General features: G+C 61.1%; 13 protein-coding genes and 1 tRNA gene. 11 read left to right on the top strand and 3 right to left on the bottom strand.

Going from position 1 to position 13,637, the window contains the following annotated elements; genetic code table 11:
• Nucleotides 1-123 precede the first annotated feature (123 nt).
• From LG30_RS0101840 to LG30_RS0101805, 8 genes are all read left to right on the top strand, one after another.
• Entirely contained in the window at nucleotides 124-1,485 is a 1,362-nt protein-coding gene (locus tag LG30_RS0101840) for an aspartate aminotransferase family protein (protein WP_033129008.1), read from the top strand.
• A gap of 54 nt (nucleotides 1,486-1,539) precedes the next feature.
• Nucleotides 1,540-2,637, top strand: coding sequence for an extracellular solute-binding protein (locus tag LG30_RS0101835; protein ID WP_033129007.1), 1,098 nt, complete (start codon nucleotides 1,540-1,542; stop codon nucleotides 2,635-2,637).
• 119 nt (nucleotides 2,638-2,756) lie between these two features.
• The gene (locus LG30_RS0101830) at nucleotides 2,757-3,836 is read left to right on the top strand and encodes a polyamine ABC transporter substrate-binding protein (RefSeq protein WP_238566363.1); all 1,080 of its coding nucleotides are present in this window, start codon (nucleotides 2,757-2,759) and stop codon (nucleotides 3,834-3,836) included.
• Nucleotides 3,837-3,894: 58 nt separating this feature from the next.
• Nucleotides 3,895-5,049: a polyamine ABC transporter ATP-binding protein gene (gene potA / locus LG30_RS0101825; RefSeq protein WP_033129005.1), complete on the top strand. Its 1,155-nt coding sequence runs from the start codon at nucleotides 3,895-3,897 to the stop codon at nucleotides 5,047-5,049.
• Nucleotides 5,046-5,951, top strand: a complete 906-nt coding sequence (locus LG30_RS0101820; protein WP_033129004.1) for an ABC transporter permease subunit — start codon at nucleotides 5,046-5,048, stop codon at nucleotides 5,949-5,951. Before potA ends, LG30_RS0101820 begins: the two co-directional genes overlap by 4 nt.
• A gap of 73 nt (nucleotides 5,952-6,024) precedes the next feature.
• A complete protein-coding gene (locus LG30_RS0101815; RefSeq protein WP_033129003.1) occupies nucleotides 6,025-6,867 on the top strand; it encodes an ABC transporter permease subunit in 843 nt (280 codons plus the stop codon).
• Between the two features lie 89 nt (nucleotides 6,868-6,956).
• A complete protein-coding gene (locus LG30_RS0101810; protein ID WP_033129002.1) occupies nucleotides 6,957-7,676 on the top strand; it encodes an MOSC domain-containing protein in 720 nt (239 codons plus the stop codon).
• A gap of 147 nt (nucleotides 7,677-7,823) precedes the next feature.
• Nucleotides 7,824-7,900, top strand: a tRNA-Pro gene (locus LG30_RS0101805).
• Between the two features lie 236 nt (nucleotides 7,901-8,136).
• Here LG30_RS0101805 and LG30_RS0101800 read toward each other — a convergent pair.
• Nucleotides 8,137-8,664, bottom strand: a complete 528-nt coding sequence (locus LG30_RS0101800) for an AbiTii domain-containing protein (RefSeq protein ID WP_033129001.1) — start codon at nucleotides 8,662-8,664, stop codon at nucleotides 8,137-8,139.
• 122 nt (nucleotides 8,665-8,786) lie between these two features.
• Complete coding sequence (locus LG30_RS0101795) at nucleotides 8,787-9,251, bottom strand: thioesterase family protein (RefSeq protein ID WP_033129000.1); 465 nt, start codon at nucleotides 9,249-9,251, stop codon at nucleotides 8,787-8,789.
• Nucleotides 9,252-9,384: 133 nt separating this feature from the next.
• Here LG30_RS0101795 and recQ point away from each other — a divergent pair, with 133 nt between their 5' ends.
• Nucleotides 9,385-11,232 carry an ATP-dependent DNA helicase RecQ gene (gene recQ / locus LG30_RS0101790; RefSeq protein ID WP_033128999.1) on the top strand — a complete coding sequence of 616 codons (1,848 nt, stop codon included), beginning with the start codon at nucleotides 9,385-9,387 and terminating at the stop codon, nucleotides 11,230-11,232.
• Nucleotides 11,233-11,423: 191 nt separating this feature from the next.
• Here recQ and LG30_RS0101785 read toward each other — a convergent pair whose 3' ends face one another.
• Entirely contained in the window at nucleotides 11,424-11,729 is a 306-nt protein-coding gene (locus LG30_RS0101785; RefSeq protein ID WP_033128998.1) for a c-type cytochrome, read from the bottom strand.
• 105 nt (nucleotides 11,730-11,834) lie between these two features.
• Between LG30_RS0101785 and LG30_RS0101780 the strand changes: the two genes are divergently transcribed.
• Nucleotides 11,835-13,262: a protein adenylyltransferase SelO gene (locus LG30_RS0101780; protein WP_033128997.1), complete on the top strand. Its 1,428-nt coding sequence runs from the start codon at nucleotides 11,835-11,837 to the stop codon at nucleotides 13,260-13,262.
• 26 nt (nucleotides 13,263-13,288) lie between these two features.
• The gene (locus tag LG30_RS0101775) at nucleotides 13,289-13,576 is read left to right on the top strand and encodes a DUF3630 family protein (protein WP_033128996.1); all 288 of its coding nucleotides are present in this window, start codon (nucleotides 13,289-13,291) and stop codon (nucleotides 13,574-13,576) included.
• Nucleotides 13,577-13,637: the final 61 nt, after the last annotated feature.

The following is a 13,637-nucleotide window of genomic DNA, read 5'->3' as shown; positions in this document are numbered from 1 at the left end:
AGCAGCAAGCCATGCAGCCTGATACCCGCGAGCTACTCGTAAGTGGCAATAACCGGGATGCTGCCAGCCACCTCATCGAGTCATAACAATACCGCTTAAATCGAAGGAATCGAGGAGCAAGCAATGCAACGTACTACCCGTGAGTGGCAGCAACTGGATGCCAGCCATCATCTGCACCCCTTTACCGATTTTCAGGCCCTGAACAAGAAGGGCAGCCGCATCATTACCAAGGCCGAGGGCGTCTATCTGGAAGACTCCGACGGGCGCCGCATCCTGGACGGGATGGCGGGCCTGTGGTGTGTCAACATGGGCTACGGCCGCCAGGAACTGGTGGATGCCGCCACCAAACAGATGCAACAACTGCCCTATTACAACCTCTTCTTCCAGACCAGCCATCCGCCCGCCGCCGAGCTGGCGACCCTGCTGGCCGAGGTCACGCCGCCCCACCTCAATCACGTCTTCTTCACCGGCTCGGGCTCAGAGTGCAACGATACCGTGCTGCGCATGGTGCGCCACTACTGGGCCAGCAAGGGCCAGCCGGACAAGCAGGTGATCATCAGCCGCCACAATGCCTACCACGGCTCCACCGTGGCGGGCGCCAGCCTGGGTGGCATGAAAGGGATGCACGCCCAGGGCGGTCTGCCGATCCCCGGCATAGTGCACATCGATCAGCCCTATCACTTCGGTGAGGGGCAAGGGATGAGCGCCGAGGAGTTCGGACTGGAGCGCGCCCGCCAACTCGAACAGAAAATTCTGGAGCTGGGGGTGGACAAGGTGGCCGCCTTCATCGGTGAGCCCATCCAGGGTGCCGGTGGCGTCATCATCCCGCCTGCCAGCTACTGGCCCGAGATCCAGCGCATCTGCGACAAGTACGAGATCCTGCTCATCGCCGACGAGGTGATCTGTGGCTTCGGTCGCACCGGCCACTGGTTCGCGAGCGAAGACTTCGGCATCAAGCCGGATCTGATGTGTCTGGCCAAGGGCATCACCTCCGGCTACCTGCCGATGGGGGCCGTGATGGTGGGTGACAGGGTTGCCAGGGTGCTGGTGGAAGAGGGGGGCGAGTTCAATCACGGCTTCACCTATTCCGGTCATCCGGTCGCCTGCGCCGTGGCGATTGCCAACATTAAGCTTATGCAAAACGAAAGCATAGTTAAGCGAATTCATGATAACATCGGCCCCTATTTGCAACGCCGCTGGAGCGAACTGGCCGATCACCCACTGGTGGGGGAGACCCGGGGTAAAGGCCTGGTTGCCGCGTTGGAAATAGTGCAGGACAAGCAGACCAAGCGCCGCTTCCCGGCCGAGCTACAGGCGGGGATGACCTGTCGGGAGTTCTGCTTTAACAATGGCTTGGTGATGAGGGCGGTCGGCGATACCATGATCATATCGCCCCCCTTGGTGATCACCGAGGAACAGGTGGATGAATTGGTCAAACTGGCCAGGCTCAGTCTGGACCTGACGGCGGCAAAGCTGCAGGAATAGGCTGTACCCAGGCAGATTGGCTTACGCATACAATTTGCTTAGGAGACAAGGACTATGTCTTTTAAAAAAGGAATGATGGCTGCTTCCGTGGCGCTGGTCATGATGAGTACCGGGGCGATGGCCGACGAGAAGGTGCTGCACGTCTACAACTGGAGCGATTACATCGCGCCAAATACCCTGGAAGATTTCCAGAAAGCGACGGGCATCAAGGTGATCTACGACGTGTTCGACAGCAACGAGGTGTTGGAAGCCAAGTTGCTGGCGGGCAGTTCGGGTTACGACATCGTCGTACCGTCCAACCCCTTCCTGGCCAAGCAGATCAAGGCAGGTGTCTTCCAGAAGCTGGACAAGTCCAAACTCTCCAATTGGCATAATCTGGATACCTCGTTGCTCAAGGCACTCGAACCGAGTGACCCGGGCAACCAGTACTCCATCCCTTACCTGTGGGGCACCATCGGTTACGCCTACAACCCGGAGAAGGTGAAAGCCGTGCTGGGTGCGGACGCTCCGGTGGATTCCTGGGATCTGGTGTTCAAGCCGGAGAACATGGCCAAGTTGAAGGAGTGCGGTGTCTCCTTCCTCGACTCACCGACCGAAATGCTGCCGGCCGCCCTGCAATATCTGGGCTTTGAGCCGAACAGCCAGAAGCCGGACGAGTTGAAGAAGGCGGAGGAGCTGTTCCTCTCCGTGCGTCCCTATACCGCCTATTTCCACTCCTCCAAGTACATCTCGGATCTGGCCAACGGCAACCTGTGCGTGGCGGTCGGTTACTCCGGTGACTTGCAGCAGTCCAAATCCCGGGCGATTGAGGCCAAGAACGGCATCAACCTGACCTACGTGATCCCGAAAGAGGGGGCTGGCAGCTTCTTTGACATGCTGGCCATTCCGGCCGATGCCAAAAACGTGGAAGAGGCCCATGTGTTCCTCAACTATCTGATGCAGCCCGAGGTGATCGCCAAGATCTCCGACGCCGTCAGCTATCCGAGCGGGAACAAGGCCTCCGTGCCCCTGGTCTCCGAGAAGATCCGCAACGATCCGGGCATCTACCCGAGCGACGAGACTCTGGCGAAGATCTACACCTTCCCGGATCTGCCGGCCAAGGTGCAGCGTGTGATGACCCGTAGCTGGACCAAGATCAAATCAGGTAAGTAAGTGACGAGTACCCCTCCCGGTCCGCAGTTCGGCCGGGAGGGAGGTGACCACCCGACAGGTTGGACGGCGCGTATGGATGCGCGACTGGTAATCACACATATGAGGACTGATAAGTGCACATGACCAAGATAGCAACGCTGGCCCTGACCCTGGGGTTTGCAAATCTGACCCAGGCAGCCCCTGTGGTTCATTTTTACAACTGGTCCGATTATATCGGCGAAACCACCCTCAGTGACTTTCAGCAGAAGACCGGGATCAAGACCGTCTACGATGTGTTCGACTCCAATGAGACGCTGGAAGGCAAGCTGCTGACCGGGCGAACCGGTTATGATCTGGTCGTGCCCTCCAACAATTTCCTGGCCAAACAGATCAAGGCGGGGGCCTTCCAGAAGCTGGATCCTGCCCTGCTGCCGAACATGGCCAACCTGGATCCCATGCTGCTCAAGCAGCTCGACAAGGTGGATCCGGGTCATCAATACGCCGTGCCCTATCTGTGGGGCACCAACGGCATAGGTTACAACGTCGAGAAGGTGAAGGCGGTGCTCGGGGTCGACAAGATTGACTCCTGGGCCGTCATCTTCGAGCCGGAAAACATGAAGAAGCTGTCCCACTGCGGCGTCGCCTTCCTCGACTCGGCCGACGAGATGATCCCGGCCGCGCTGAACTACCTCGGCATCAGCCCCAACAGCCATGAGCCGGCCGATCTCAAGCGTGCCGAGGAGCTGCTGTTGAAGGTGCGCCCCTATGTGGCCTACTTCCACTCCTCCAAGTACATCGGCGATCTGGCCAACGGTGACATCTGCGTCGCCGCCGGTTTCTCCGGTGACATACTGCAGGCTGCAGCCCGTGCCAACGAAGCGGGCAAGGGGATCAAGATTGCCTACAGCATCCCGAAGGAGGGTGGCAACCTCTGGTTCGACATGATGGCCATCCCGGTGGACGCCACCAATGTCAAAGAGGCACACGCCCTGATCAACTATATTCTTGAGCCGGAAGTGATCGCCAAGGTGAGCGACTACGTGGGGTATGCCAACCCCAACACCAAGGCGGGAGAATTCATGGACAAGCGCGTGCGCGATGACGAATCAGTCTATCCCCCCCAGGCAGTGTTGGAGCGGCTCTATGTGCAGGATGCACATCCGCGCTCGGTGCAGCGCCTGATCACCCGGAGTTGGACCAGGATCAAGTCCGGAACCTAACCTTGGCGCCCATCCCGGGGCGCCAGATTGTATCGGTATCACGTTTGGGAGTTTGGTAATGGCGATAGCCTCCAGTGCCTACAAGAAAGCCCTCGAGGGCAGCCAGCAGCGTAAAGAAGTGCTGGTCAAAATAGACAGGGTTAGCAAGCAGTTCGACGAAACGCTGGCGGTCGACAACGTCTCTCTCAACATCCATAAAGGGGAGATCTTCGCCTTGCTGGGGGGATCCGGCTCCGGCAAGTCCACCCTGCTGCGGATGCTGGCCGGGTTCGAGCGCCCCACCGAGGGGCGGCTGTTCCTGGACGGGGTCGACATTACCGACATGCCGCCCTATGAACGTCCGATCAACATGATGTTCCAGTCCTACGCCCTGTTCCCCCATATGACGGTGGCGCAGAACATCGCCTTCGGCCTCAAGCAGGACGGTCTGCCCAAGGCAGAGGTCGATGCCCAGGTCGAGGAGATGCTCAAGCTGGTGCAGATGACCCAGTATGCCCGTCGCAAGCCCCATCAGCTCTCCGGTGGCCAGCGTCAGCGGGTGGCCCTGGCCCGTTCCCTGGCCAAGCGCCCCAAGTTGCTGCTGCTGGACGAGCCCATGGGGGCGCTGGACAAGAAGCTGCGCTCGCGGATGCAGCTCGAACTGGTGGAGATCATCGAGCGGGTCGGCGTGACCTGCGTCATGGTGACCCACGATCAGGAAGAGGCCATGACCATGGCCGAACGGATCGCCATCATGCATCTGGGCTGCATCGAGCAGATCGGCAGCCCGATGGACATCTACGAGACCCCGGCCAGCCGGCTGGTGTGCGAGTTCATCGGCAACGTCAACCTGTTTGACGGCCTGCTGGTGGAAGACGAACAGGACCACGCCACCATCGCCTGTGCGGATCTGGAGCAGCCCATCTACGTGGGTCACGGCATCAGCTCTCGCGCCGAGAACAAGAAGGTGAGTTATGCCCTGCGGCCGGAGAAGCTGCTGATGAGCACTCAGAAGCCGAGCGATCTGGAGCATCCCGACTTCAACTGGACCAAGGGGCTGGTCTACGACATCGCCTATCTGGGCGGCCACTCCGTTTATCACATCCAGCTGCCCTCGGGCAAAATCGTTCAGGCTTTCATCGCCAACGCCGAACGCCACGGCAAGCGGCCGACCTGGGATGACCAGGTGTTCCTCTATTGGGAAGATGACAGCGGCGTGGTGTTGCAATCATGAAGGCATTGAGACGACTGAAGCGACTGGGCGGGCGCCAGCTGGTGATCGGCGTGCCCTTCTTCTGGCTGTTCCTGTTCTTCCTGCTGCCCTTCATCATAGTGGTGAAGATCAGCTTCGCCGAAGCGGACGTGGCCATCCCGCCCTACACCGACGTGGTGAGCTGGGCTGACAATCAGCTCACCATCTTGCTCCACCTGGGCAACTACCTGCTGCTGCAGGAGGATGAGCTCTATATCGCGGCCTATCTGGGCTCCCTCAAGATGGCCTTCATCAGCACCCTGCTCTGTCTGCTGATCGGCTATCCCATGGCCTATTCCATTGCGCGGGCTAACAAGGAGACCCAGACCGTTCTGTTGCTGCTTATCATGATGCCGACCTGGACCGCGATCCTGATCCGGGTCTACGCCTGGATGGGGATCCTCAGCAACAACGGCCTGCTCAACAGCCTGCTGATGGGCATTGGCCTGATAGACGAGCCGCTGACCATCCTCAACACCAACCTGGCGGTCTATATCGGCATCGTTTATTCCTACCTGCCGTTCATGGTGCTGCCACTTTACGCCAACCTGGTCAAACACGATCAGAGCCTGCTGGAGGCGGCCTCGGATCTCGGCGCCCGCAACCTGACCCGGTTCTGGCGGATCACGGTGCCACTCTCCAAGAACGGCATCATCGCCGGCTGCATGCTGGTGTTCATCCCCGTGGTGGGCGAGTTCGTCATCCCGGAACTGCTCGGTGGCCCCGAGACCCTGATGATCGGCAAGGTGCTGTGGCAGGAGTTCTTCAACAACCGTGACTGGCCGGTGGCCTCTGCCCTGGCGGTGGTGATGCTGGCGGTGCTGATAGTCCCGATTATCCTGTTCAACCGTAACCAGGCCAAAGAGCTGGAGGGTAAGGTATGAAGACGGCATTGTTGATTGTCCCCGTACCGTCCCTGTGCAACTGCAACCAGGCGAAGGAATGGGAGGGTAAAGTATGAGACGCTTCGGTTTTGCCAAGCTGATGCTGTGGCTGGGGCTGCTGTTCATCTACCTGCCTATGGTCATTATGGTGATCTACTCCTTCAACGCCTCCAAGTTGGTGACGGTGTGGGGAGGCTGGTCGCTGAAGTGGTACTTTGGCCTGCTCGACAACAAGCAGCTGATTGGCTCTGTGTTGCGCTCGCTGGAGATCGCCCTCTATACCGCCATCGCGGCGGTGGCGCTGGGGACCATGGCGGCCTTCGTGCTGACCCGGATCCCGCACTTCCGCGGCCGCACCCTGTTCGGTGGCCTGGTGACGGCGCCTCTGGTCATGCCGGAGGTGATCACCGGTCTGTCGCTGCTGTTGCTGTTCGTGGCCATGGCCCAGCTGATTGGCTGGCCGGCGGAGCGGGGTATGCTGACCATCTGGATCGCCCACACCACCTTCTGTACCGCCTATGTGGCGATCGTGGTGTCGGCGCGGCTGCGGGAGCTGGATCTCTCCATTGAGGAGGCGGCCATGGATCTGGGGGCCAAACCCTGGAAGGTGTTCTTCCTGATCACCATTCCCATGATCGCCCCCTCGCTGGCGGCGGGCGGCATGATGTCCTTCGCCCTGTCACTCGATGATCTGGTGCTGGCGAGCTTCGTCTCGGGTCCTGGCTCCACCACCCTGCCGATGGAGGTGTTCTCGGCGGTGCGCCTCGGCGTGAAACCCGAGATCAACGCGGTAGCCAGCCTGATCCTGCTGTCGGTGTCGCTGTTTACCTTCAGTAGTTGGTATCTGATGGCCAAGGCGGAGAAACGCCGCCGCGCCGAGATCGCCATGACCACCCAGATGCAAGCCGTCGCCTGACCACAGGGCTGTTGACGAAGCAACGCGGCTTGCGCCAAAGCATCGATAGCCCCTAAGATCCGTATTCTCTCATCCAGCAGGAGGATAGAATGCGGATCTCCCTCTTTATCGGCCAGGGCGCCGAACTGAATCCTGAATTGGCCCCGGGCCTCATCAGCGCCATCCACAAGCAAGCCGTCGACAAGCCCCTGTGGTGCAGCTTCTCGGGTCTGGCTGGCGATGAGCAGAGTGACCAGCGCCATCACGGCGGCCCGGACAGGGCGCTGCATCATTACCCCGCCGATCACTATCCCTGGTGGCAGACCTGGCAAAGCGCGCTGGGCTTGCCTGCTCCTCGCACTCCCTGGCAACCGGCCGCCTTTGGCGAGAATATTTCCGGCCTCGGGCTGACCGAAGTCGATGCCTGCATCGGCGATGTCTACCGCCTCGGTGAGGCCCTGATCCAGATCAGCCAGCCGAGATCCCCCTGCTTCAAGTTGAATCAGCGTTTTGGTTATCCCCATCTCTCGCAGGTGATGCAGCTCAGCGGTCGCAGCGGTTGGCTGCTGCGGGTGCTGGAGGAGGGGCTGGTGCCCCCGGACGCCGAGCTGCAACTGGCCGACAGGCCCTATCCCGCGCTGACGGTGAAGCGCACCGCCGACATCCTGTTCAACCAGGTGCGCAACGAGGATGACTTGCAATTGCTGCTGGATAATCCGGCGCTCTCGTCCAACTGGCGCCAGCATGCGGCCAATTGGCTGGAGCACGGGGTGTTGGCGGATTGGCGGCGCCGCCTGCTGGGGCCGGTCGAGTTCCAGCTATCGGCGTAAGGGGGATAACAGCCCCCTCCTGTGGCAGCGCATGCCGAAGGTGCGAAAAATGCTGAATTGTTGAGCGATAAGTGGTTTTTTCCCGCCAGAGATAAAAAAGGCTTGTGTATGATCGGGGCTTTCGGTAAATTCTCGCCCCGCAGACATCGGTGTGTAGCGCAGCTTGGTAGCGCACTTCGTTCGGGACGAAGGGGTCGGAGGTTCGAATCCTCTCACACCGACCACATTAGAAAAGGCCGCTCATAGAGCGGCCTTTTCGCATTTGAAATCTGGCTGGGACTTCGGTCAACCGAAGGCAGGATCGACCTCGACATGTTGTTCGGGCTGAATGCCAGCCATTAAAAGGGCCACCGCTCGGTGGCCCACTGGTGGAGTCTGATATTGACTCCGGCACTCTAGATTGTGGCAATCTCGTTGTGGGTCTGCTCTATGGTGCCCTCCTTGCGCCCGGGGCGCTTGCTCAGATGTGCCAATGTTGATGGCGCAATGCCTTGAAGCCGTGTTGAGTTTGCAGGGCCGCATGCTTGGGGTACTCACTGATGAAGTGGCCGAGGCCCTCCACCAGCTGTGAGCGCAACGAAGACACGGGCTCATGCCAGGCTTGCAGGCAGAGATGGCCGGGGATCAGCTGCTCTCGATACGCTTCCAGCAGTTGTTCTGGCCAGGGTTCGATACCGGAATCATGACGCAGTAAATAGTGGGCGGCGGGTTCACGGGCATAGATGAACTGAACTTGGGCCAGGTCGCGTTGGCTCAGCGTTTGACTGCCGATATGGCAGGTCAAAAATTTTCCCGTCTTCAGGTTCAAGAAGTGACCGCGTTGCCGACAGGCGATGATGCGATACCAAGGCAGGGGTGAACAGAGAGAATACCCCTCCAGCTCCTGTTCCAACCAGTGACGACACTCAGGCGTATGTACCTCGTCGAGCATGAACTCGAGCTGTGTCAGTAAGGCTCTGGATGGTTTGGTAGCCAGTGTCGCGCTCATCGTCTGCAATCCTCCCTCTGCATACAATCCCGACTTTCAGTATGGACCCCGAGGCGGCGTGGGGGTAGGGATTCTATTGATTAAAATCAGCTTAGAAGTGCAGTTTTTATGCAATAAAGCCCTTAGCCGACGAGATAAGTACCGGTTCCGAAGGCGATGTGAGTCCCCTCCTCGTTGTGCAGTTCCATCCGGGCGACGGCTACCTTGCTGCCGGCACGGATGATGTGGGCGGTGGCGATGAACTCGTTGCCACGACCTGGGCGCAGGTAGTCGACCCGCAGATCGATGGTGCCGAGGCGGGAGAAGCGCTCCTTGAGGTAGCTGGGGGAGAAATCCTCCAGCTCGTCGATGCAGGAGGCGGCCACTATCATGCCCCCCGCCACGTCCAGCAGGCTGGCGGTGACGCCGCCGTGCAAGATATTGTGGAAGGGGTTGCCGATGAGCTTGTCTTCCATCTTGATGCGCAGCTCCACCTTCTCGAAGTCGTAGTGAGTCACCTGCATGCCGATCAGCTTGTTGAATGGCATCCGCTCGGCAAACAGGTTGGCGATGCCACTGAGCGCCATCTTCTTCAACATGTGTTTCATTCCCTGATCCCAATCCCTGGCGGCCTGGCCGAGTAAAAACTCCAGCCAGTCTGCAACAGTTCCGTAACAGTCGCAATGGCAGGTTTATTGTGAGCGGCTGCTGCTTTAGAATGGCGACCCCAAAGGAGAGCCCATGACCGCTATCGCCGACATCCAGCCCGACTCTCAGCCTGCCGCTGTGCCAGAGACGCCGCTTGCCCTGCTGCAGGCGGTGTTCGGCTACCAGCAGTTTCGGCCGGGCCAGCTGGAGATCATCGAGCAGATAGTGGCGGGACGCGATGCCCTGGTGCTCAAGCCCACCGGCGGCGGCAAGTCGCTCTGCTTCCAGATCCCGGCGCTGCTGCGCCCTGGCTTGGGGGTCGTTGTATCCCCGCTTATCTCCTTGATGAAGGATCAGGTCGACAGCCTGCGCGCCAACGGCGTGGCGGCGGTCTACATCAACTCGGCCCTGAGTCGGGAGGAGATGATCCAGAACTTTGCCGCCATGCGCCGCGGCGAGATCAAGCTGGTCTATGTCTCGCCGGAGCGGTTGCTGCAGCACGAGTTCATGGATCGGCTGGCGGAGCTGCCGCTCGGCCTGTTCGCCATCGACGAGGCCCACTGCGTCTCCCAGTGGGGGCACGATTTTCGGCCGGAATACGCGGCGCTCGGGCGGCTCAAGCAGTGGTTCCCCCAGGTGCCCGTGGTGGCGCTCACCGCCACCGCCGACGATGCGACCCGCAGCGACATGCTGCACCGGTTGGAGCTCCATGATCCCTTTATCCACACCGCCAGCTTCGACAGACCCAACATCCGCTACAGCCTAGTGGAGAAGTTCAAGGCGGCGGAGCAACTGCTGCGCTACGTGCAGAGCCAGAAGGGCAACTGCGGCATCGTCTACTGCTCCAGCCGCAACCGGGTGGAGGAGGTGGCCGAGCGGCTCTCCCGTCACGGCTGCAAGGCGGCGCCCTATCACGCGGGCCTGCCGCTGGATCAACGGCTGCGCACCCAGGATGCCTTCCTCAAGGACGATGTCGAGATAGTGGTGGCGACGGTGGCGTTCGGCATGGGCATCGACAAGCCGAACGTGCGCTTCGTGGTGCACTACGACATCCCCAAGAACATCGAATCCTACTATCAGGAGACGGGCCGGGCCGGCCGTGACGGCACCCCGGCCGAGGCGCTGCTGCTGTACGATCCCGCCGACATCGGCCGGGTGCGCCGGCTGCTCGACAACATCGAGAACCCCCAGCAGCTGCAGGTCGAGCAGTACAAGCTGAACGTGATGGCGGCCTTCGCCGAGGCGCAGACCTGCCGCCGTCAGGTGCTGCTCAACTACTTCGGCGAGTACAACGACAAGCCGTGCGGCAACTGCGACATCTGTCTGGATCCCCCCAAGAGCTACGACGGCACCGAAGACGCCCAGAAGGCGCTCTCCTGCGTCTGGCGGGTGGGGCAGAACTTCGGGGTGGGTTACGTGGTAGAGGTGCTGCGTGGCTCCCTCAACCAGCGCATCAAGGATCACGGCCACGACAAGCTGTCGACCTACGGCATCGGCAAGGATCAGAGCCACGAATACTGGATGAGCGTCATCCGCCAGCTGATCCACAAGGGGCTCTTGACCCAGAACATCACCCGCAACCTGGTGTTGCAGTTGACCGAGGCGGCCCGTCCGGTGCTGCGCGGCGAGGTACCGCTGGAACTGGCGGTGCCGCGGCTGCAGCCCATCTCCAGTCGCAAGGAGAAGCGCAGCAGCCTGCTCGACAGCGCCAACTACGACAAGCGGCTGTTCAAGGAGCTGCGTAACCTGCGCAAGCAGATTGCCGAGGAAGAAGAGGTGCCACCCTATGTGGTGTTCAACGACGCGACCCTGGTGGAGATGGCCCAGCTGATGCCGATGACGGAAGACGAGCTGCTGGCGGTGAACGGCGTCGGCCACCGCAAGCTGGAGCGCTTCGGCGAGGCCTTTATGGACCTGATCATCGAGTACTGCCGGCGGTAGACGTGCCTTTCAGGAAGACGATCTCCCACCGGTAGCAGAGTACAGGGGTGGAGATGGGGCCAGCGGCGATGCCGATGACCGAAGGCGAGCAGCTGATGCTCAATCGGGTGGGCGACCACCTCGTCAAAGGCAGCAAAACGAGCTGCCTTGCGAGATTTTGGTGAATTAATTCACTATCTAGACGATATATTTCACTGCTTCAGGCTGGCGTAGTAAGCGGCCAGATTCTCCAGATCCGCCTCGGTCAGCGGTGCCATAAAGGGCGCCATCATGGGATCCTTGCGCTGACCGTCCTTGAACGCCTTCAGTTGCTTGAGGAGATAGGGGGCATTCTGTCCCGCCAGGTTGGGATAGATGGGCACGCTGGCCTTGCCCTCGGGTCCATGACAGGCGGCGCACAGCACGGCCTTCGCCTTGCCCGCGTCCACATCGGCCGCCCTGGCGTGCTGACCCGAGAACAGTGCCAGCAGTGGCAGGACATAGACCCATTTTTGCATCTTCATTTTCCTCGATTTGAAATAGCGTCATCCCCGTTGGCCCAAGAGGGGACAACGGCGGTATAAAGAGTGACACGAGCATACGCAGGGACGACCCTCACCACCATGAAGCTGATCAATACTTTCGCCACCGAACTGCCCTGGGCCTGTGAAGCCGTGGCGCCCCAGCCCCTGCACAACGCCAGACTGCTGCACCTCAACTACGACTTGCTGCGCGAGCTGGGGCTGGCGGAGGTCAGCGAGGCGGACTGGCTCGCCTGTTGCGGCCAGGGCCAGCCCCTGCCGGACATGCAGCCGGTGGCCCAGGTCTATGCGGGTCATCAGTTCGGCGGCTACAGCCCGCGGCTCGGCGATGGCCGCGCCATGCTGCTCGGGGAGCAACAAGCCCCCGATGGCAGCCGCTGGGATCTGCACCTGAAGGGGGCGGGCAAGACCCCCTTCTCCCGCTTCGGGGACGGCCGCGCCGTGCTGCGCTCCAGCATCCGTGAGTATCTGGCCTCAGAGGCGCTGCACGCCCTCGGCATCCCCAGCACTCGCGCTTTGGTGCTGGTGGGCAGTGACGAGCCCATCTACCGGGAGCAGACCGAGAGCGGAGCGACTGTGCTTCGCACCGCACCGAGTCACCTGCGCTTCGGCCACGTCGAGTATTTCGCCTGGAGCGGGCAGGGGGAGAAGATCCCCGCCCTCATCGACTACCTGCTGCGTCACCACTTCCCCGAGCTCAGCAACGGGGCCGAGCTGTTCGCCGAGGTGGTGCGCCGCACCGCGCGGCTCATCGCCAAGTGGCAGGCCGCCGGCTTCTGCCACGGGGTGCTGAACACCGACAACATGTCCCTGTTGGGGCTGACCCTGGATTACGGCCCCTACGGCTTCATCGACGCCTATGTGCCGGACTTCGTCTGCAACCACTCGGATCCGGGCGGTCGCTACGCGCTGGATCAGCAGCCGGCGGTCGGCTACTGGAACCTGCAAAAACTCGCCCAGGCGCTGGCGGACCATGTGGAGGGCGAGGCCCTGGCAGGGGCGCTGGCCCAGTACGAGCACCAGCTGATGCTGCATTATTCGGAGCTGATGCGTGAAAAGCTCGGCCTGGGAACTTGGGAGGAGCAGGATCCGGCCCTGTTCCGCGAGCTGTTCCGACTGCTGGCGAACCAGCGAGTGGACTATCACCTCTTCCTGCGCCGGTTGGGTGAGCTGACCCTTGCAGGAGACTGGCCCGCCCCCTTGCTGGCGCTGCTGCCGGATCCCGCCCTCTGGCAGGAGTGGCTGACGAGCTATCGGGAGCGCCTGATCCGGGAGGGGAGTGAAGACGTTGCCCGCAGGGGGCGAATGGACGCCGTCAATCCCAAGTACGTGCTGCGCAACGCCCTGGCCCAGCAGGTGATAGCGGCCGCCGAGCGGGGCGACATGGCGCCGTTCGAGCGGCTGTTTGCGGCCCTGCGGCGCCCCTACGACGAGCAACCGGAATATGAGGATCTCGCCACCCCGGTGCCTGCCTGGTATTGCGGTGGCGAGCTTTCTTGCAGTAGCTGAGAGATGCAGCAGTGGAGGGATGAGAGATGACTTGGCGTATCACGCAGGTAAACATGGAGCCAGCGGTGCTGATGCTGGACTGCCCCGGGCTCTGCTGGGACAACTTCCCCACCCTGGCCGAGGCCTTGTTGAAGGCGTGGGAGCTAGAGCCCGTCGAGAGGGACTGGGGGGCGGATCGCCACAGCTGGCTGCTGGCGTTTGAGGGCAGCCCGCTGCGGCTGGAGTTCGAGCATCACGGCGGCTGCTGGCTGGAGGCGGTGCACTCGGCCGATAACGAGGTGGTGCTCTGGCTCGGCCAGCAGCATAAGGATTGAACTATCGGTTTTGGGGCGTATGACGTTGCTCCTCGATGATGGTTGCCGAAGGCTGGAACAA

This window comes from Aeromonas aquatica (genome assembly GCF_000764655.1).
Taxonomy (GTDB): domain Bacteria; phylum Pseudomonadota; class Gammaproteobacteria; order Enterobacterales; family Aeromonadaceae; genus Aeromonas; species Aeromonas aquatica.
The sequence above is the reverse complement of the archived record's forward strand: the minus strand, read 5'-3'. Positions and strand labels throughout refer to the sequence as shown.

Excerpts from the sequence above, each read along its gene's own strand:
- LG30_RS0101815 (WP_033129003.1), top strand. The coding sequence starts at position 6,025 with ATGAGACGCTTCGGTTTTGCCAAGCTGATGCTGTGGCTGGGGCTGCTG.
- LG30_RS0101810 (WP_033129002.1), top strand. The coding sequence starts at position 6,957 with ATGCGGATCTCCCTCTTTATCGGCCAGGGCGCCGAACTGAATCCTGAA.
- LG30_RS0101830 (WP_238566363.1), top strand. The coding sequence starts at position 2,757 with ATGACCAAGATAGCAACGCTGGCCCTGACCCTGGGGTTTGCAAATCTG.
- LG30_RS0101840 (WP_033129008.1), top strand. The coding sequence starts at position 124 with ATGCAACGTACTACCCGTGAGTGGCAGCAACTGGATGCCAGCCATCAT.
- LG30_RS0101775 (WP_033128996.1), top strand. The coding sequence starts at position 13,289 with ATGACTTGGCGTATCACGCAGGTAAACATGGAGCCAGCGGTGCTGATG.
- recQ (WP_033128999.1), top strand. The coding sequence starts at position 9,385 with ATGACCGCTATCGCCGACATCCAGCCCGACTCTCAGCCTGCCGCTGTG.
- LG30_RS0101820 (WP_033129004.1), top strand. The coding sequence starts at position 5,046 with ATGAAGGCATTGAGACGACTGAAGCGACTGGGCGGGCGCCAGCTGGTG.
- LG30_RS0101835 (WP_033129007.1), top strand. The coding sequence starts at position 1,540 with ATGTCTTTTAAAAAAGGAATGATGGCTGCTTCCGTGGCGCTGGTCATG.
- LG30_RS0101780 (WP_033128997.1), top strand. The coding sequence starts at position 11,835 with ATGAAGCTGATCAATACTTTCGCCACCGAACTGCCCTGGGCCTGTGAA.
- LG30_RS0101795 (WP_033129000.1), bottom strand. The coding sequence starts at position 9,251 with ATGAAACACATGTTGAAGAAGATGGCGCTCAGTGGCATCGCCAACCTG.
- potA (WP_033129005.1), top strand. The coding sequence starts at position 3,895 with ATGGCGATAGCCTCCAGTGCCTACAAGAAAGCCCTCGAGGGCAGCCAG.
- LG30_RS0101800 (WP_033129001.1), bottom strand. The coding sequence starts at position 8,664 with ATGAGCGCGACACTGGCTACCAAACCATCCAGAGCCTTACTGACACAG.
- LG30_RS0101785 (WP_033128998.1), bottom strand. The coding sequence starts at position 11,729 with ATGCAAAAATGGGTCTATGTCCTGCCACTGCTGGCACTGTTCTCGGGT.